The organism is Aeromonas sp. QDB62 (assembly GCF_027705695.1).
In the GTDB taxonomy this organism is placed as follows: domain Bacteria; phylum Pseudomonadota; class Gammaproteobacteria; order Enterobacterales; family Aeromonadaceae; genus Aeromonas; species Aeromonas allosaccharophila.
On record NZ_JAPDCD010000007.1, the window covers coordinates 22,119 to 40,995 of the forward strand.

General features: G+C 58.2%; 13 protein-coding genes. 9 read left to right on the forward strand and 4 right to left on the reverse strand.

All coding sequences use genetic code 11. The features are described 5' to 3' along the window. Nucleotides 1–92: 92 nt before the first annotated feature. The 3 genes from glnS to nagE all read right to left on the reverse strand — a co-directional run bounded on the left by glnS (nt 93) and on the right by nagE (nt 6,370). On the reverse strand, nt 93–1,754 hold the full coding sequence (gene glnS, locus OKC27_RS05100; protein WP_182939289.1) for a glutamine--tRNA ligase: 1,662 nt from the start codon (nt 1,752–1,754) through the stop codon (nt 93–95). Between the two features lie 353 nt (nt 1,755–2,107). Further along, the gene (locus tag OKC27_RS05105) at nt 2,108–4,771 is read right to left on the reverse strand and encodes a beta-N-acetylhexosaminidase (RefSeq protein WP_270805982.1); all 2,664 of its coding nucleotides are present in this window, start codon (nt 4,769–4,771) and stop codon (nt 2,108–2,110) included. Between the two features lie 120 nt (nt 4,772–4,891). Next, nucleotides 4,892–6,370: an N-acetylglucosamine-specific PTS transporter subunit IIBC gene (gene nagE, locus OKC27_RS05110; protein WP_058053683.1), complete on the reverse strand. Its 1,479-nt coding sequence runs from the start codon at nt 6,368–6,370 to the stop codon at nt 4,892–4,894. A gap of 273 nt (nt 6,371–6,643) precedes the next feature. Here nagE and nagB point away from each other — a divergent pair, with 273 nt between their 5' ends. From nagB to nagC, 3 genes are read left to right on the forward strand one after another with little or no spacing between them, the layout of a single operon-like run. Next, a complete protein-coding gene (nagB, locus tag OKC27_RS05115; protein WP_042057494.1) occupies nt 6,644–7,444 on the forward strand; it encodes a glucosamine-6-phosphate deaminase in 801 nt (266 codons plus the stop codon). A gap of 9 nt (nt 7,445–7,453) precedes the next feature. Then, nucleotides 7,454–8,599 carry an N-acetylglucosamine-6-phosphate deacetylase gene (nagA, locus tag OKC27_RS05120; protein WP_042657090.1) on the forward strand — a complete coding sequence of 382 codons (1,146 nt, stop codon included), beginning with the start codon at nt 7,454–7,456 and terminating at the stop codon, nt 8,597–8,599. 4 nt (nt 8,600–8,603) lie between these two features. Then, nucleotides 8,604–9,818 carry a DNA-binding transcriptional regulator NagC gene (gene nagC, locus OKC27_RS05125; protein WP_042057499.1) on the forward strand — a complete coding sequence of 405 codons (1,215 nt, stop codon included), beginning with the start codon at nt 8,604–8,606 and terminating at the stop codon, nt 9,816–9,818. Nucleotides 9,819–9,888: 70 nt separating this feature from the next. Here nagC and OKC27_RS05130 read toward each other — a convergent pair whose 3' ends face one another. Then, nucleotides 9,889–11,505 (reverse strand): phosphoethanolamine transferase, encoded by a 1,617-nt coding sequence (locus OKC27_RS05130; protein ID WP_182939287.1) that lies wholly within the window; start codon nt 11,503–11,505, stop codon nt 9,889–9,891. 230 nt (nt 11,506–11,735) lie between these two features. Between OKC27_RS05130 and OKC27_RS05135 the strand changes: the two genes are divergently transcribed. The 6 genes from OKC27_RS05135 to OKC27_RS05160 all read left to right on the forward strand — a co-directional run bounded on the left by OKC27_RS05135 (nt 11,736) and on the right by OKC27_RS05160 (nt 18,860). Then, nucleotides 11,736–12,971 (forward strand): HD-GYP domain-containing protein, encoded by a 1,236-nt coding sequence (locus OKC27_RS05135; RefSeq protein ID WP_182970751.1) that lies wholly within the window; start codon nt 11,736–11,738, stop codon nt 12,969–12,971. Nucleotides 12,972–13,324: 353 nt separating this feature from the next. Then, nucleotides 13,325–14,995 carry a sensor histidine kinase gene (locus OKC27_RS05140; RefSeq protein WP_182939285.1) on the forward strand — a complete coding sequence of 557 codons (1,671 nt, stop codon included), beginning with the start codon at nt 13,325–13,327 and terminating at the stop codon, nt 14,993–14,995. Next, nucleotides 14,992–15,696, forward strand: coding sequence for a two-component system response regulator BtsR (gene btsR, locus OKC27_RS05145; protein ID WP_182939284.1), 705 nt, complete (start codon nt 14,992–14,994; stop codon nt 15,694–15,696). The genes OKC27_RS05140 and btsR overlap by 4 nt, the downstream gene beginning before the upstream one ends. Before the next feature lie 140 nt (nt 15,697–15,836). Next, the gene (locus OKC27_RS05150; RefSeq protein ID WP_182939283.1) at nt 15,837–17,258 is read left to right on the forward strand and encodes a carbon starvation CstA family protein; all 1,422 of its coding nucleotides are present in this window, start codon (nt 15,837–15,839) and stop codon (nt 17,256–17,258) included. Between the two features lie 222 nt (nt 17,259–17,480). Then, nucleotides 17,481–17,819 carry a DUF3302 domain-containing protein gene (locus tag OKC27_RS05155; protein ID WP_058053676.1) on the forward strand — a complete coding sequence of 113 codons (339 nt, stop codon included), beginning with the start codon at nt 17,481–17,483 and terminating at the stop codon, nt 17,817–17,819. Nucleotides 17,820–17,822: 3 nt separating this feature from the next. Beyond that, entirely contained in the window at nt 17,823–18,860 is a 1,038-nt protein-coding gene (locus tag OKC27_RS05160; protein WP_075112117.1) for an HlyD family secretion protein, read from the forward strand. Nucleotides 18,861–18,877 lie beyond the last annotated feature (17 nt).

Here is an 18,877-nt window from a genome sequence, read left to right on the forward strand (position 1 = left end):
GGACAATAAAAAAGCCAGCATCAGCTGGCTTTTTTATTGTCCGGCGCAGGCCGTGGCATCGCACAGGGCAGGGTCTCCCCTGCCCTACTGAGTTAGCCTTCGACTTTGCCCCAGGAGTCGCGCAGGGCAACGGTGCGGTTGAACACCAGATGCTCCGGGCTGGAGAGCTTGTTGTCGGCGCAGAAGTAACCTTCACGCTCGAACTGGTAAGCCTGCTCCGGCTTGGCGTTCTTCAGGGATGCCTCAACACGAGCCCCCTCGATGATCACCAGGGATTCCGGATTCAGCGCAGCTTCGAAGTCATCCTCGGCGCCCGGGTTCGGTACCTTGAACAGACGATCGTAGAGACGCACTTCCGCTGGCAGGGAGTGAGTGGCGCTGACCCAGTGGATCACCCCTTTCACCTTGCGGCCATCGGCCGGATCCTTGCCCAGGGTCTCGGGGTCGTAGGAGCAGTAGATGCAGGTGACTTTGCCATCGGCATCTTTCTCGATGCGCTCGGCCTTGATCACATAGGCATTGCGCAGACGCACTTCCTTGCCCAGCACCAGACGCTTGAACTGCTTGTTCGCCTCTTCTTTGAAGTCCGCTTCGTCGATGAAGATCTCGCGGGTGAAGTTCAGCTCGCGGGTACCCATCTCGGCATTGCTCGGGTGGGCCGGGGCAGTCAGCACTTCGTCGGCAGCCAGGTTCTCGATAACCACTTTCACCGGATGCAGCACGGCCATGGCGCGCGGCGCATGCTCGTTGAGGTCTTCGCGGATGCAGGCTTCCAGCATGCTCATCTCGACGATGTTGTCCTGCTTGGTGACGCCGATGCGCTTGCAGAACTCGCGGATGGAGGCCGGAGTGTAGCCGCGACGACGCAGACCGGAGACGGTCAGCATGCGCGGGTCATCCCAACCATCGACGTGCTTCTCGGTCACCAGCAGGTTCAGCTTGCGCTTGGACATGACGGTGTACTCGAGGTTCAGACGAGAGAACTCGTACTGACGGGGGTGGCAGTCGATGGTGATGTTGTCCAGCACCCAGTCGTACAGACGACGGTTGTCCTGGAACTCCAGGGTACAGATGGAGTGGGTGATCCCTTCCAGCGCGTCCGAGATGCAGTGGGTGAAGTCATACATCGGGTAGATGCACCACTTGTCACCGGTCTGGTGGTGGTGGGCAAACTTGATGCGGTAGATCACCGGATCGCGCATCACCATGAAGGGAGATGCCATGTCGATCTTGGCGCGCAGGCAGGCGGTGCCTTCGGCGAACTCGCCGTTCTTCATCTTGGCAAACAGCGCCAGGTTCTCTTCCACGCTGCGATCGCGGAACGGGCTGTTCTTGCCCGCTTCAGTCAGGGTGCCACGGTACTCGCGCATCTGCTCGGGCGTCAGCTCGTCCACATAGGCCAGACCCTTTTCAATCAGCTCGATGGCATAGCCGTGCAGCTTGTCGAAATAGTCGGAGGAGTAGCAGATCTCGCCGCTCCACTGGAAGCCGAGCCACTGTACGTCCTGCTTGATGGACTCTACGAACTCGATGTCTTCCTTCACCGGGTTGGTGTCATCGAAACGCAGGTTGCACTGGCCCTGATAGTCACGAGCGATGCCGAAGTTCAGGCAGATGGACTTGGCGTGGCCGATATGGAGATAACCGTTCGGCTCGGGCGGAAAACGGGTATGCACGCTGGTGTGCTTACCGCTGGCCAGATCTTCATCAATGATCTGACGAATAAAGTTAGTTGGGCTGTTCGCCTGACTCATGGCTCACCTCAAAAAAGCGTCACTGGCGGAAGTTGTGCCGGCTGGCACCCTCATCCCCCCGCCGTCAAGCCGGGTATGATCCCTCATTACGGGCGCTGCCTCAACCTGAATTTGGCACTTCCGGGCCATTTCCCGGCCATTGCGCCACTAAAAACGGGCGGGGTTGGCACATTGCGCAGCAAATGCATAAAAAAGCCCCGCACAAGGCGGGGCTAAAAGTGATGAAAAACAAAACAGACAATTACACACAACAAAGGCTCACACGCACAGTCAACCTTTCCCAAACCCGATGCGCCATCGCCCTTGGGAAAGGCGGGTCTTGCGACCCACCTTGCATTAACGGTTGACTGCTATCAGTTCAGTTCGGTGACGCGGCTGGTGCGCTTGCCATCGAAGCTGGTGGTACGCAGGTAGACCTTGCCATTCACGCTCGGCTTGGCCGCGGCGTCATAGGCACTCCAGTTGGTGCCGTCCAGGCTGTACTGGATGGGCAGACCCGGCAGATCCACGTTTGCTTCCAGCACACCGTTCACCACTTTGGCACCCGGTACGGAGAGGCGGTATTCAACACCGGCCTGATCCAGTTTCGGCAGCACGCGCTGACCCAGTACGTTGGCAAACTGGTTCCACTCTTTGTTGAGGGTGGCCTTGTTGACATGCTTGGTCTCGCCGGAGAACTCGCGGTTCTTCACGTAATCCAGCTCGAAGCCGCCTTTGTGCCAGGCACGCTCGGCCACGGAGAAGATACGCGGGTAGACCATGTACTCGTACTGAGCATCGGTACGCACGGTTTCACTCCACTGCTGACCGGAGATCCCCTTGAACTTGACCGGATCTTGGTCACCCTTGGCCACGAAGGCGTTGCCGTCGCGGTCAACCGAGGTTTCGGCGTTCTGCGGCAGGTTTTCCGGGGCGAAGGCGAACACCTTGCGCGTGTCGTTGAAACGGGTTGCCCAGTAGTAGCCACGCTCAGCCGGATGTACTTCGTTCGGGAAATCGAAGTAGAGGTAATCCGGGTTGGACAGCACCACTTCGTAACCCTTGTGCGCCCACTTCATCGCTTCGTTGAAGCCACCCCAGTAGAGGGTTTCCCAGAAGTTGACTCGGGTGTTGTCGGTGGCGAAGTCTTTGGCACCGCTGGCGTACTTCAGGCCATCTTCCCACGCCTGCAGGGTAGAGAAGCCGCGGTCTTTGACCATCTGGCCCACTTCCTTGGCGAAGTAAACCGGCAGCTCGCCCACTTCCTTGATCTTGCCTTCGTCGATCATCTTCTGGCACATCGGGGACTTGCCAAACGGCTTGTCCTGCTTGCTGGAATCGACGTTGCCTTTCCAGGCGACCAGCTCTTCTTTCTTGGTGACGGCCGGATCCTGATAGCCACCGCCCTGCATGATGTTCTTCGCCTCATCACCACCGTAGTGCCATGCGGTCAGCGGCTGACCAGCGGCCTGGTGCATCTGGGCAACTTCATCAATTACCTTGGCCACGAAGGTGGCAGCACCTGGCTGGCAAGGGTTGATGAAGGACATCTTGTCGTAGAACTGGACTGAGGTGACGTTGGAGGTGTCAGCCGGATCAGTCAGACGGAACTGGTTGGCTTCCGCTTCTTTGCCTTCCGCCATCAGACGCTTGTAGCGCGCTTCCATGGAGATCACAGCAGCACGAGCGTGGGCCGGCATGTTGATCTCGGGGATCACGGTCACACCGCGGGCCTTGGCATAACGCACCAGATCCACGTAGTCAGACTTGCTGTAGAAACCGGAACCCTGGTTGTCGCTGGTCGGGCCGGAACCCAGTTGCGGCATCAGGCACTTGGTTTCGGACTCGTCGTGGCAACGCTGGCTACCGACCTGGGTCAGCTCCGGCAGACCCGGGATCTCCAGACGCCAGCCTTCATCGTTGGTCAGGCCAAGGTGCAGCACGTTGAGCTTCATGGCAGACATCTGGTCAACCAGCTTCTTCATGGTATCCAGACTGCGGAAGTGGCGGGCCACGTCGGTCTGCATGCCACGGTATTCAAAGCGCGGCGCATCCTCGACGGTCATCGGGCTCACCAGCTTGTCATCAACACCCAGCAGGGAGATCAGGGATTGTGCACCCCAGAATGCCCCGTCGATGTCGCGACCCTGGATCACGGTGCCCTTCTGACCGATGGTCATGTCATAGCCTTCAGCCTGCTTGAGCTTGCTGCCGAGCTTGATGGTCACCGGGTAGCCGGTGTCGGAGAGGGTAACACCCAGCTTGGTCAGTTGAGCCTTCAGGGCCTCGGCGCGATCGCTCGGCAAATCCAGGGCATTGAGCTTGATGGTAGAGAAGTCGATTTGCGGACCAGCCTTGACCACCTGCTTCATCGGGGTCGGCAGGATCTGGTTGTCAATCTTGCCAGCCGGCAGCAGGGTGCTGGTCTGGTTGGCCGCGAAACGGGTTTCGCTGTTCATCAGGATGTTCTTGTCATCCTTGGTGCGCTTCCAGCCATCGGCCGGCATCGGCTTCTCGTAGGTGCTGGCATCATTGATGTTGCTCATGCTGGCCAGTACTTTCGGCTCGGCACCTTCGCTGGCGACATACCAGTTCGGCATGATGTCAGATTCGAACAGTACCCAGTATTCCACCACCAGCGGCACTTCGACCGTGGCATCCTTGGCAAAGCCCTGGAACTTCTCGGTTGGCGTCAAACGATAGAGATCGCCGGTCAGGTGAGTGATGGTGAACTGGTCGTTATCCACACGCTGGATACGACGGATGGAGGAGACGTAGATGCTCCAGTCTTTGGAGGTCACGTCAGCACCGGTGTTGGTCAGGTGCAGCTTGGCAACGCCACAGCTCGCCCACTCGGAACCGAGCGCCTGGCAATCGAGGCCGGCACCGGCACCGTCGTTGGTGACCACTTCATACTTGACCACCAGGTTACTGGCGAGGGAGTCGACCACGGCCTGCTTGGCGGCATCGGCTGCCAGCGCAGGACCGGCAAAAACGGTAGACATGGCAATGGCTAACAGAGAATGTTTCAAGTTCATAACTGCTGCTCTCATTTGAAGTAAAGGTTGGATTTTCTTGGCTTTTTTATATTGGGCCCCGGAGCGGGGCCCTTAGTTATGTCAACAATGGACTTAGACTTGAGGTGAGCGAGTGCTCGATTAACGCAGGGCTTTCATCTCACCGGCGATGATTTCGGCCAAGGGGCCCAGAATCACCTGCAGGTTCTGCTCACCGAGTTTGACCACACCGGCCGCACCCAGGGCTTTCAGCTTGCGCTCATCGACGACGCTGCGGTCTTTCAGAGTCAGACGCAGACGGGTTATGCAGGCATCGATGGAGACCAGGTTTTCTTGACCACCCAGCACTTCCAGGTATTGCTTGGCCAGCTCGGTACGGTTGGTAGATTGGGCGACAGCCGGAGCTGTGTCCTCATCTTCCTCACGACCCGGGGTTTTCAGGTTCAGCTTGGCAATCACTGCGCGGAACACCACGTAGTAGAGGCCGAAGAACACCAGACCCTGAGCAATCAGCATGTACCAGTTGGTCGCCAACGGGTTACGGCTGGAGAGCACCATATCCACCAGGCCGGCACTGAAGCCGAAACCAGCCATCCAGTGCATGGAGGCAGCGATGAACACGGAGATACCGGTCAGTACGGCGTGGATGACATACAGTACCGGCGCCACGAACATGAAGGAGAACTCGAGCGGCTCGGTGACACCGGTGAAGAAGGAGGCAAAGGCAGCTGCGATCATGATGGAAGCAACTTTCTCTTTGTTCTCTTTCTTGGCGGAGTGGTAGATGGCCAGAGCGGCACCCGGCAGACCGAACATCATGATGGGGAAGAAGCCAGCCTGGTACATACCGACCACGCCTTTCACCTGATCCAGGCTCTTGCCAGCGGCCAGCGCGGCATCGATGGTAGCCTGACCACCCAGGAAGTTCGGGATGTCGTTGATACCGGCCACGTTGAACCAGAACACGGAGTTCAGGGCGTGGTGCAGACCAATCGGGATCAGCAGACGGTTGAAGAAGGCGTAGATACCGGCGCCAGTGGAACCCAGGCTCACGATGGATTCACCGAAGGAGACCAGACCACCGTAGATTGCCGGCCATACCGCCATCAGGATGAAGGAGACAACGATCATCACGACGGAGGTTACGATCGGTACCAGACGACGACCGGAGAAGAAGGAGAGTGCCTTGTGCAGCTCGACGCTGCTGAAGCGGTTGTACAGCTCAGCGGCGATAACACCACACAGGATACCGACGAACTGGTTGCTGATCTTGGCAAACGCGGCAGGAACCTGATCCACCGGGATGCTCTTGATCTGGGCCACAGCACCCGGGCTCAGCAGGGTGGTAACCACCAAGAAGCCAACCAGACCTGCCAGGGCAGCAGAACCGTCTTTATCCTTGGACATACCGTAAGCGACACCGACTGCGAACAGTACGGACATGTTATCGATAATGGCTGCACCCGCCTTAATCAGGAAGGCAGCCAGCGCGCTGTCACCACCCCAACCATTCGGGTCAATCCAGTAGCCAACCCCCATCAGGATCGCTGCGGCAGGCAATACCGCTACCGGCACCATCAGGGCACGGCCGATCTTTTGCAAATAACCGAGAATGTTCACGGTTCCTCTCCTTAGTTAATGTTTTTCTAGAAATTAAGTGCTTATCACGTTTGACGCATAAGCCATCAAGGCTTGATTGGCAGTCTAGGGCTTTTATTTCGCTGCGCAAATTAATAAACCGATAATCGTGATCGTTATCACCCAAACAAGATAAAGGTGGTGGATAGATGTGGCTTAGTTCGCAATCTTTATTTACGCTATAAAACAACTTGAATCCGTCTTAGCCAATTGCCACCGCCAACCCGGTCGCAACCCGAAACAGAGGTATCCATCATGCGCCTGATCCCGTTGAAATCTGCCAGCCAAGTAGGCCTCTGGTCTGCCCGTTACATCGTTGACCGCATCAACGCGTTCAAGCCGACGGCGGATCGCCCCTTCGTACTGGGTCTGCCTACCGGTGGTACTCCGCTCAACACCTACAAGCGCCTGATCGAGTTGCACAAAGCCGGTGAAGTGAGCTTCCAGAACGTGGTCACCTTCAACATGGACGAGTACGTCGGCCTGCCGGAGGATCACCCGGAGAGCTACCACAGCTTCATGCACAACAACTTCTTCTGTCACATCGACATTCGCCCCGAGAACATCAACATCCTCAACGGCAATGCCGACGATCTGGTGGCCGAGTGCAAGCGCTACGAAGAGAAGATCAAGTCCTACGGCAAGATCCACCTGTTCATGGGTGGCGTGGGTAACGATGGCCACATCGCATTCAACGAGCCGGCCTCTTCCCTCTCCTCCCGCACCCGGGTCAAGACCCTGACCGAAGATACCCGCATCGCCAACTCCCGCTTCTTTGGCGGCGACATGGAGCAGGTGCCCAAGCTGGCGCTGACCGTGGGTGTCGGCACCCTGATGGATGCCGAAGAGATCATGATCCTGGTCACCGGTCACAGCAAGGCACTGGCCCTGCAAGCCGCCGTGGAAGGCAGCGTCAACCACATGTGGACCATCTCCACCCTGCAACTGCATCCGAAGGGAATGATGGTGTGCGACGAGCCCTCCACCATGGAGCTCAAGGTCAAGACCGTCCGCTACTTCCAGCAGCTGGAAGCCGCCAACATCGGCCGTCTGTAAGGAGTCGTCATGTACGCATTGACCAACTGCACCCTCTACACCGGCAGCTGCGTGCTGACCGGCTACGGGGTGCTTGTCGAGGGCGACAAGATTGTCGCCATCTCTCACCTGGCCGAGCTGCCAGCGGGCATCGAGCAGATTGACCTCAAGGGCGCCAACCTGACCGCCGGTTTTATCGACGTGCAGCTCAACGGCTGTGGCGGGGTGATGTTCAACACCGACATCACCACCGAGACCCTGGCGACCATGCAGGCCGCCAACCTCAAATCCGGTACCACCAGCTTCCTGCCGACCCTGATCACCAGTCCGGATGCCGACATGAAGCAGGCCGTTGCGGTCACCCGTGACTACATGGCGGCCAACCCCAACGAGGTGCTGGGTGTCCATCTGGAAGGGCCCTACACCAACCTCAAGCGCAAGGGGATCCACCCTGCCGCGCAAATTCGCCAGCCAGCGGACGAGATGATCGACTTCTTCTGCGCCAACGCGGATGCCATCACCAAGATCACCCTGGCACCGGAGCGCAACGAGCCGGCCCATATCCGCCGTCTGGTGGACGCGGGCATTCTGGTCTCGGCCGGTCACACTGCCGCCAGTTACGATCAGGCGATGGCCGGATTCGATAACGGTATTCGCTTTGCGACCCACCTCTACAACGCCATGACCCCGACCCTCAATGGTCGCGAGCCGGGCGTGGTGGGTGCCATCTATGATCGCAAGGATGTCTATGCCGGCATCATCGTCGATGGTCACCACGTTCACTGGGCCAACGTGCGACTGGCACACAAGGTGCTGGGGGAACGACTTGTGCTGGTCACCGACGCCACCGCGGCAGCCGGCGCGCCGGAAGGCTTTGAGAAATTTGATTTTTGTGGCACCACCGTCTTTTTACGCGATGGTCAGTGTGTCGACGAGAATGGTACACTCGGCGGTTCCTCCCTCACCATGATTGAGGGGGTGGAAAATCTGGTCAAGCAGGTCGGATTACCGCTCGATGAAGCACTGAGAATGGCCAGCCTCTACCCCGCTCGCGCCATTGGATGGGACTCACGTCTCGGTAGTATCCAGGTCGGTAAAGTAGCCAACCTCACTGTCTTCGATCAGGACTTCACGGTCCGTGGGACCGTGGTTAACGGACACTACACACAACAGTGACATCATGACTGGCGGACAAATAGCAAACGTAGATCTTATCAAGCAGGTCAACAGTGCAGCCGTGTATCGGCTCATCGATCTGCAAGGCCCCATCTCCCGGGTCAAGATTGCCGAGTTGAGTCAGCTGGCCCCGGCCAGCGTGACCAAAATAACCCGGCAACTGATCGAGCATGGCCTGATCAAGGAGACCTCACCGCAAGCCTCTACCGGCGGGCGGCGAGCCATCTCGTTGACCACCATCAAACAACGCTTTCAGTTTGTCTCTGCCAAGCTGGGCCGTGGCTACCTGCAACTGAGTCTCTATGACCTCGATGGCAAGGAGCTCGACCAGCACGTCACCCAGGTGACCGAGATCGACCAGCAACCCGTGGTCGACATGCTGCTGCGGGAGATTGGCGCCTTTATCGATGCCAACCGCGAACGCAGCCGCAACCTGATCAGCATCGCACTGACTATGCCGGGTCTGGTCAACCCGGAATCCGGTATGGTCATCTACACCCCCAAGTACCAGATCCGCAATCTGGGACTGGCGAAGCTGTTGGAAAACCACTTTAACCTCCCCTGCTACGTGGGTAACGACACCCGCTCGCTGGCGCTGGCCGAACACTTCTTCGGCGAGTCCCGCGACTGCATGGACTCCATTCTGGTGAGTGTTCACCAGGGGACGGGCTCGGGGATCATCACCAAGGGTCAGGTGTTCCTTGGTCAGAACCGCAACGTCGGCGAGATCGGCCATATTCAGGTCGAGCCGCTCGGCAAGCGCTGTCACTGTGGCAACTTCGGCTGCCTCGAGACCATCGCCTCCAACGAAGCGATCATCGACAAGGTGAAGGAGCTCATCAGCCGCGGCCACCAGAGCGCGCTGCAAGAGAAGCACATCACCATTCAGGAGGTGTGCAAGGCGGCCATGGCCGGTGATGAACTGGCCCGCAGCGTGATCGAGAACGTCGGTGAGCATCTGGGACGAGCGGTAGCCATTACGGTCAACCTGTTCAACCCGCAGAAGGTGCTGATCGCCGGCGAAATCACCGCCGCCGAAGAGATCCTCTTCCCGGCCATCCGTCGCTGCGTCGAGCATCAATCCCTGCCGAGCTTCCACCGTGGCCTGCCCATCGTGAAGGCCCGCTTCCAGAACCAGCCGACCTATGGCGGCTTTGCGCTGGTCAAGCGCGCCCTGCTGGAAGGGGATCTGCTGCAGATCATCATGGAGCAGAAGTAAGGACTTACCTTGCGAGATAACAAAACGGCAGCCACTGGCTGCCGTTTTCTATTGTGTGCTCGTTGGAGATTTAGCCCGCCCGACACGGCTTGAACAGATCCAGCTTGTTGTCGTAGACACTTGTCTGCACATCCATGATCCCCAGCATGGAGTGAAACAGGTTATCATGGGAGAAGCGCTGGCTGCTTGCCTCCGCCGCCAGGCAACCCATATCAAGCTGGCGATCGGCCTGTAACTGAGGCGAGAACCAGGTCAACAGCGGCACCCGGGTTTGGTCATCCGGCGCAAACTTGTAGGGGGTGCCGTGCAGATAGAGCCCCATGGCACCGAGGGATTCGCCGTGATCGGAGAGATAGACCAGTCCCACATCGTACTGGCTCTCCAGCGACTTGAGCTTGTCTATCAGTAGCCCCACTACCTTGTCGGTGTAGCGGATGGTGTTGTCATAGGTGTTGACCAGCTCTTCGTTACTGCAGTTTTCAATGTCGCTGCGCGGGCAGTCCGGCATAAAGGCGCGCTCGCTGGCAGGGTAACGACGGAAATAGGTCGGGCCATGGCTGCCCATCAGATGAAAGGCCACCAACTTGTTGCCCTTCATGCCGGCAATCTGCTGATCCAGCCCCTCCAGCAGCACCTCGTCATAGCAGGACTCTCCCTGACAGAGCGCCGGATAGGATTTGGGAAGGATCTCGATGGTCGGCACATTGCGGCACACCCCTTTGCAACCGCCATCGTTCTCTTTCCACAGCACAGATACCCCGGCATGCTGCAGCACATCGAGCAGGCCGTCACGGGAGCTGGCGAGCTGATCATCGTAGCCGCGCCGTGTGAGGTTGGAGAACATGCAAGGCACCGATACGGCGGTTGCCGTGCCGCAGGAACGCACATCCTTGAACGACACCACCCCCTGCTCTTTCGAGGTGAAGCTGTTGGTTGCCTTTCCATAACCGTTCAGGGAGTAGTTCTGGCTGCGCGCAGTCTCCCCCACAACCAGGAACATCAAGGTCGGCTTGCCTCCCCGGGCCACCACCCTGGCGTCAGTCCCCAGATGCTGGTAGGGGATCGGGGTGGCAAACAGTACATCCCGCCCATATTTGTAGAGGCCGTGGACATAGTTGGCGGGCACAATTTCTTTGGCCAGCGACTTGTTGTTACGCCCGACCGAGGCGTAATCCTGATAGTAAAGTGCGGCAACGCCCCCGATAAACAGCAGGGAGATGGCCAGCGCACCTGCCCGCAACGCCAGCCCCTGATACCAGCGAGCTGGATAACGGATCTTGATCGACCAAAGCACCAGAACAGGCAGCAGCCCGGTCAGCAGAAACCAGAGTGCCACCGAGCCATTCAAATAGGCCCCAGCCTCACCACTGTTAGTTTCGATTATGTTCTGCATCATGCCGGCATCGAAGATGACGCCGTATTTGAGCATGGCGTAGCTGACGATGGAGCCGCTCAGGATCAGCAAGGTAAAAAAGGGCTTGAGCACAAACCGGAACGTGAAGGGAATAAACACGGCATTGAGCGCCGCGATCAGCACCAACGGGATCGAGATGGCAAACCCGGCTTTGACATGGGTCAGACCACTGAGCACCGTATAGAAATGCAAAAAGATTGGCCAGTTCAGTACCAGAGCGAAAAAGAGCACCAGCAACAGATTGGTCTGCAGTACACCGAGGGTCACTCGCATAAACAACTCCTACATACCGGCCTACAGAGAGAGGGCGCGGTCAAGCCAACAGAAACGACGGGGCCAGCGTAGGAAGTCAAACTTAAGAACGAATTAAGAAGGGAAGCGTGGTGCTAGTGCGCGCCATCACAGCGTGGGGTAATCACCTCACTCACAATGGATTTTTAGTTGTCTATCCCTTGGATTTTGCTAGCTTGTTGAGTAGGCATTCACGAAATGCAGGTTCACTGATGGCACTGATCCAAGCCTCGATAGAGCAGTTGAGAGTAGGCCACTTTATCCACCTTCCGACCGGCTGGACCAACCATCCGTTCATGTTCAATACGTTCAAGATCAAGGATCAGCAGCAACTCGACATTATCCGTCATCTTGATCTCACCCTGCTGATGGTCGACCCCGACAAGAGCGATCTGCCTATCGAGCCGCTGCTGCGCGGTGATATTCCCGATGCAGGACCTGATCTTGACGAGCTGGAAGAGCTGATTGCCTCGGGCCCGCCCCCCTTTGACGAGAAGGCCTTTCGCCGCTCCATGCGCGCCGCCGACAAAGCCTTTGGCCAGTCCATGAGCGAGCTGCGCGATGCGCTCGGGGCGCTCAATCTCAAACCGGATGAAGGGCTGGCCAACACCGCCCAGATCGTCCGCAATGCCGCCTTCACCCTCAGTCAGCACGAGGGCCCCCTCGGGCTGCACCTTATTCGCAGCCCCCACACCGATATCCTGCTGCAGCACAGTCTCAACGTGGCCTTTATCGCCATGTTGATGGCGCGCGAGCTGGGCATGAATCCCATCGAACTGGAAGAAACCGGTCTGGCCGGACTTATCCACGATATCGGCGAGCTCAAAATACCGAGCCAGATCATCCAGAAGCGTGGGGAGCTCAGCAAGGCAGAGCAGAACTTTCTCAACATGCACCCGCAATACGGGCTCGACATGCTGACCCAGCTCAACGCCTTTGAGCCGAAAATCCGTCAGGTCGCCCATCTGCACCACGAGCGACTCGATGGCAGCGGCTATCCGCTCGGGATCAAGGGGGGGGAGATCCCGCCGCTGGCCCGGCTGATCGGACTGGTCGACTTCTACGACGAACTGCTCCATCCCCGCAACAGCGGTACCCCGGCGGCGCCGAGTCAGGCCATCAGCCAGCTCTACAAGTTATCCCAGAAGAAGTTCGACCAGAATCTGGTCAAGTTGCTGGTCAAGGTGCTGGGGGTCTATCCGCCAGGATCACTGGTGAAACTCTCGGACGAGAGCATCGCGCTGGTGCTCTCCACCGAGCCCACCATGCCCCTCAAACCGAAGATCCTGCCCTATATCAAGGCGCAGCGGCCGGAAGCGGTCGCCATGATCGATCTGCGGGAAGATGAACGCACCATCACCGCGTTTATCAAACAGGACGAACTGGATGAGGGACAACGGCAGTTCTTCAATCTGACCCGCCGCTTCTGCTACTACTTTGCCTTCTGAGTTATCCCCAGAAGCTGGGGATAACTCATTGGACAAACCGGAATAATTGCTCGAATCCCTATCCCAAGGTTGCCATCTGACCATGTATAAAAAACGCCCAGCCATGGGGCTGGGCGGAGCATGCCACCTCCGTGTAGCGTATCCAGCGGATACTTCCATGCTCTACCCATCAATATCAACCCGTGGCCGCTTACACAAATATCAATTTAACATGCTGATTTAATATGGTTTTATCCACCTGTTCTGGCAAACTGGCGGCCCGTTGCAGCCCTTTTGGCCAACAGAACAAGATCTTGATCACACTTATTCACGGGCTGGTTATTTTTTCACCCGACTTATGAGGAACGTTTTTTATGCAGTTGGTCCTCTCCTTGCTGCAACAGATGAGCGTCAGCCTGGTGATCGCCTATCTCTTCTCCAAAAGTCCGCTGCTGCGCCCGCTTGCCAACTATTCGGTGAGACTACCTCACAAGATACTGATATACATCATCTTTTCCAGCTTTTGCATCCTCGGCACCTATGTCGGCCTCGATATCGACGATGCCATCGCCAACACCCGGGCGGTCGGCGCCGTGTTGGGGGGGCTGTTGGGGGGCCCGCTGGTGGGATTTCTGGTGGGATTGACCGGTGGTCTGCACCGCTACACGCTGGGGGGATTTACCGATCTCGCCTGCGCCATCTCCACCACCTGCGAAGGCTTGCTCGGCGGAGTGGTGCACTGGCGGCTGATGCGCGCGGGGCGAACGGATGCCCTGTTTCAACCTCGGATCGCCTTCTTTACCACCCTCTATGCCGAGATCATGCAGATGCTGATCATCCTGCTGGTGGCCACCCCGTTCGACAAATCCCTGCTGCTGGTGCGCACCATCGCCACCCCGATGATTTTGGCCAACTCCTGCGGCGCTGCGCTCTTTATCAGCATGATCCGCGACCAGCAGCAGATGTATGAAAAGTTCTCACGGGTCTTCTCCGCCAAGGCGCTCAACATCGCCAACCGCACCGTAGGGATCATGAGTCAGGGCTTTACGCCAGAGGCGAGCAGCAAGATTGCCCGCATCATTCAGGAAGAGACCGGCGTAGGGGCCGTTGCCATCACGGACACCGAGAAAATCCTCGCTTTTATCGGCACCGGGGAAGATCACCACCTGCCGGGCACCCCCATTGCGTCGGCCATCACCATGAAGGCCATCGCCCGCAACAAGGTGCTGTTTGCCGATGGCAACAGCCAGCCCTATCGCTGCAGCCTCTCACCCGCTTGCCAGCTGGGCTCAGTGCTGGTGATCCCGCTGCAGGGAGACAAGGGGGTGATCGGCACCATCAAGCTCTACGAGCCGAAGAAGCGGCTGTTTCTCAAGATCAACCACACCCTGGGGGAAGGGATTGCCAACCTGCTGTCACAGCAGTTGCTGGCCGGTCGGCTGGAGCAGCATCAGCGGCTGCTGGTGCAATCCGAACTCAAGCTGATCCAGGCGCAGATCAACCCCCACTTCCTGTTCAACACCCTCAACACCATCAGTGCCATCACCCGGCGCGATCCGGACAAGGCGCGGGGTCTGCTGCTGCACCTCTCCCTGTTCTTTCGCAAGAATCTCAAGCGCCAGAGCGGCCTTGCCACCCTGCAGGAGGAGCAGGAGCACTGCCAATCCTATCTGGAGATCGAACTGGCCCGTTTTGGCGACAGATTGACGGTGATCAACGAGATCCCGCCCCATCTGGCCACACTGCGGCTGCCCAGTTTCACCCTGCAACCGCTGATCGAGAATGCCATCAAGCACGGCATCTCGACCCTGCTGGAGCAGGGGCGCATTCGCCTCTGGACCGAGGAACAGCCCGCCAGCGTCACCATCCATGTGGAAGATAATGCCGGCACCTGGCAAGCGCGCCCGACCGGTGACGGTCTTGGCATGACCATCGTCGACCGGCGACTGAAGAGCGCCTTTGGCGAACGCTACGGCGTGACCATTGCGTGCGAACCGGAGCAGTGGACCCGGGTGTCGTTCACCATCCCCAAGGAGCAACCATGATCCGCACCCTGATTGTCGATGACGAACACTACGCCCGCGAAGAGCTGAAGCTGCACCTGACCTGCGATCCCGCCATCGAGATCGTGGGGGAAGCGGCCAACGCCATCGAGGCGCTGCCGCTGATCCAGCGGCTCAGGCCCGACGTGGTGTTCCTCGATATCCAGATGCCCAAGCTGAGCGGGATGGCGCTGGTGGCCATGCTCGACCCCCTGCCCCGCATCGTCTTTGTCACCGCCTTTGACGAGTACGCCATTCAGGCCTTCGAGGAGAATGCCTTTGACTACCTGCTCAAGCCGGTGGAGCCCGCCCGGCTGGCCAAGACCCTCGCCCGCCTCAAGCAGGATATCTCGCCACAGCCGGTCGAGCGGCTGGCCCCCACCATCGAACACATTCCGGGCTATCTGCACAACCGGGTCAGGCTGCTGCCCATCGCACAGGTGGAGTATGCCTTCTCCGATCTTGGCGGCGTCCATGTGGCCTGTCAGGGGGAGCTGTTCCACACCCAGCTCACCCTCAAATCGCTGGAGGAGAAGAGCCCGCTGCTGCGCTGCCATCGCCAGTATCTGGTCTCCCCCAACGCCATCTTCGAGATCCAGCTGCTGGATAACCAGCTGGCGGAGATCGTCACCCCGAGCGGAGCCAGGGTGCCGGTCAGCCGTCGTTATCTCAAGGAGCTCAAGGATCAACTGGGACTGGACTGAGCCGTGGAGTGTGCGCCGGATCACAGCCGGCGACCGCTCGGCGCGCCATGACGCCGCTCGGGCCGTTTCACCTGCCAGAGCAGAGCAATCGTTTTAGACTCGCTGTGCAAATCAAAAAATAACAATGCAGGAGCGTAGCAATGATCTGGTTCTTCCTCTGTGTCGGCTTACTTGTCGCCGGCTATTTCATCTATGGCAAGTTCATCGAACGGATATTCGGCCCGAAACCTGAGCTGAAAACCCCCGCCATCACCATGGCTGACGGGGTGGACTATGTCCCCATGTCGGACAAAAAAGTCTATCTGGTGCAACTGCTCAACATCGCCGGTGTCGGCCCCATCTTCGGCCCGATCCTCGGTGCCCTCTACGGTCCGGTCGCCATGCTCTGGATCGTCTTTGGCTGCATCTTCGCCGGTGCGGTACACGACTACTTCTCCGGCATGCTGTCAGTGCGCGCCAAGGGCGCCTCGGTGCCGACCGTGGTCGGTGAGCATCTGGGCACCGCCGCCAAGCACTTCATGAACCTGTTCGCCGTGGTGCTGCTGATGCTGGTGGGTGTGGTGTTCGTACTGAGCCCAGCAGGGCTGCTCGCCAACCTCACCTCCACCGATCTGGTCTACTGGATCGTGGCGATTTTTGCCTACTACATCCTCGCGACCATAGTCCCCATCGACAAGATCATTGGCCGCTTCTATCCCATCTTCGGCGCCCTGCTGGTGTTCATGTCGGTCGGCCTCATCATCGGTCTGATCGCCTCCGGCAAAGGCTTCTACAACACCGGGATGGACTTCTCCAACCTGCACCCGACCGAACTGCCGCTGTGGCCGCTGCTGTTCATCACCATCGCCTGTGGCGCGGTATCGGGCTTCCACGCCACCCAGTCACCGCTGATGGCGCGCTGCATGCAAAACGAGAAATCCGGCCGCTTCATTTTCTACGGTGCAATGATCGGTGAAGGGATCATCGCCCTGATCTGGTGCACCCTGGGTCTCTCCTTCTACGACAGCACCGAAGCACTCAACGCCACCATGGCCAACGGCGGCCCGGCCGCTGTGGTACACGAAGTCTCCACCAGCCTGCTCGGCACCGTGGGCGGCATTCTGGCCATCCTCGGCGTGGTGATCCTGCCCATCACCTCCGGTGACACCGCGTTTCGCAGTGCGCGCCTGATCGTGGCGGACTTCCTGAAGATGACCCAGAAGCCGCTGGCCAAGCGTCTGCTGATCGCCATCCCCATGTTCATCCTTGGTTTCATCATCTCCAAGGCCGAGTTCGGGGTGATCTGGCGCTACTTCGGCTGGGCCAACCAGACCACCGCCGTCATCATGCTGTGGGCTGCTGCCGCCTTCCTTATCAAAGAGGGCAAGCTGCACTGGGTCTGCACCCTTCCTGCCATGTTCATGACCGCCGTGGTGTTCACCTATCTGGCCAACGCCCCCATCGGGTTCGGGCTGGAGATGGGGATCTCCACCATCATCGGTCTGGCAGCCACCGCAGTGATTACCGTTGCCTTCCTGGTGAAATTCCGCCAGCCGCTGGTCAGCCGTGCCAGTGAAGGGTAATACGGCAAAAAATGCTGCAAAAAACAGCATAAAAAGGCGCCTTATGGCGCCTTTTTTAATGGCAAATAAAGTAATAACAAAACTCTGTGATGGCTTCAGCTTCAATACAGCGAAAGCGCTTAAGATTCCGTGCGAAATAACGATAAATATGTGATTCTTAATTGCTTTAGTGCTTGTTGGAACCCATGATTAAGCTGCGCGTCATGCCAGTGGAGGTTATAAATGGCCCTTGATTATTTTGCTCTTGGCCTGCTCGTCTTTGTCGGGCTGGTCATTTTTTATGGAATTATCGTGATCCACGATATTCCCTACGATATTGCCAAACACCGGAATCACCCTCATCAGGATGCCATTCATGTCGCGGGTTGGGTCAGCCTGTTTACCCTGCATGTGTTGTGGCCCTTCCTCTGGATCTGGGCAACCCTCTATCGGCCGGATCGCGGCTGGGGCTTTAGCCAGCGGTTGGAAAAAGATGAAGACGATCTGGCCGCTCTCAAGCAGGAGCTGGCCGATCTGAAGAGCCGTATCAACACTATCGAACAGAGTGAGCAACAGGGATAAACCATGGACCTGCTACTGATCCTGACTTATACGGCACTGTGTGTGGCCGTATTCAAAATCTTCCGTATCCCGCTCAACAAGTGGACGGTTCCCACTGCCGCACTGGGTGGCATCATCATCATCGGCGCCCTGATCATACTGATGAACTACAACCATCCCTACTCGGAGATGGCGCGCAATTACTACATATCCACCCCGATTGTGCCGCTGGTCAAGGGCCGGGTCGTTGAAGTCCCGGTGAAGCCCAACCAGCTGGTGAAAAAAGGGGATGTGCTGTTTCGCCTTGATGATGAGCCGTTCCGCCTGAAGGCAGACAGCCTCGCCGCACGGGTCGAATCCAACCGCGAACACCTCAAATCCATCGAAGCGCGGCTGCGCTCCGCCAAGCTGGATCGGGATCGCGCCAAAGAGCTGATGCAACGTGGTGTCGGCAAACAGCGTGATCTGGATGTCAGCCAGGCCAACGTAGACGATATCGTGGCCCAGATTGACCAGCAGAAAGCCACCCTGAACGATCTGCAAGCTCAGCTGCTGGAAGCCAAGTATCAGCTGGCCCAAACCGTGGTCTATGCCCCGAGCGATGGCCATGTAGTGCAGCTGGCCCTGCGCCCCGGCATGATCGCCACCCCCTTCATGTACCGCCCGGTGATGACCTTCATCCACAAGGATGAGACCGCCTATGTCGGCTGGTTCTGGCAAAACAGCATGCAGCGTCTGGCGATTGGCGACGAGGCCGAAGTGGTGATCGATGGCATCCCCGGCAAGATCTTCAAGGGCAAGGTGACTGCAGTGATCCCGGCCATTGCCGCCGGTAACGTGCAAGCCAACGCCGGTCTGCTGGATCAGACTACTGCGGTGCGTCCGGGCCGTCTGCCTGTGATCATCTCCATCACTGACCCCGAGTGGCCCAAGTATCAGGTGATCGCCGGTGCCAGTGGTCAGGCTGCTATCTATACCCACTACTTCCACCATGTCTCCATCATGCGGAAAGTGTTGCTGCGCATGGCAAGCTGGATGAACTACATCTTCCCGTTCCATTAATCAGCACCCTACCTCCC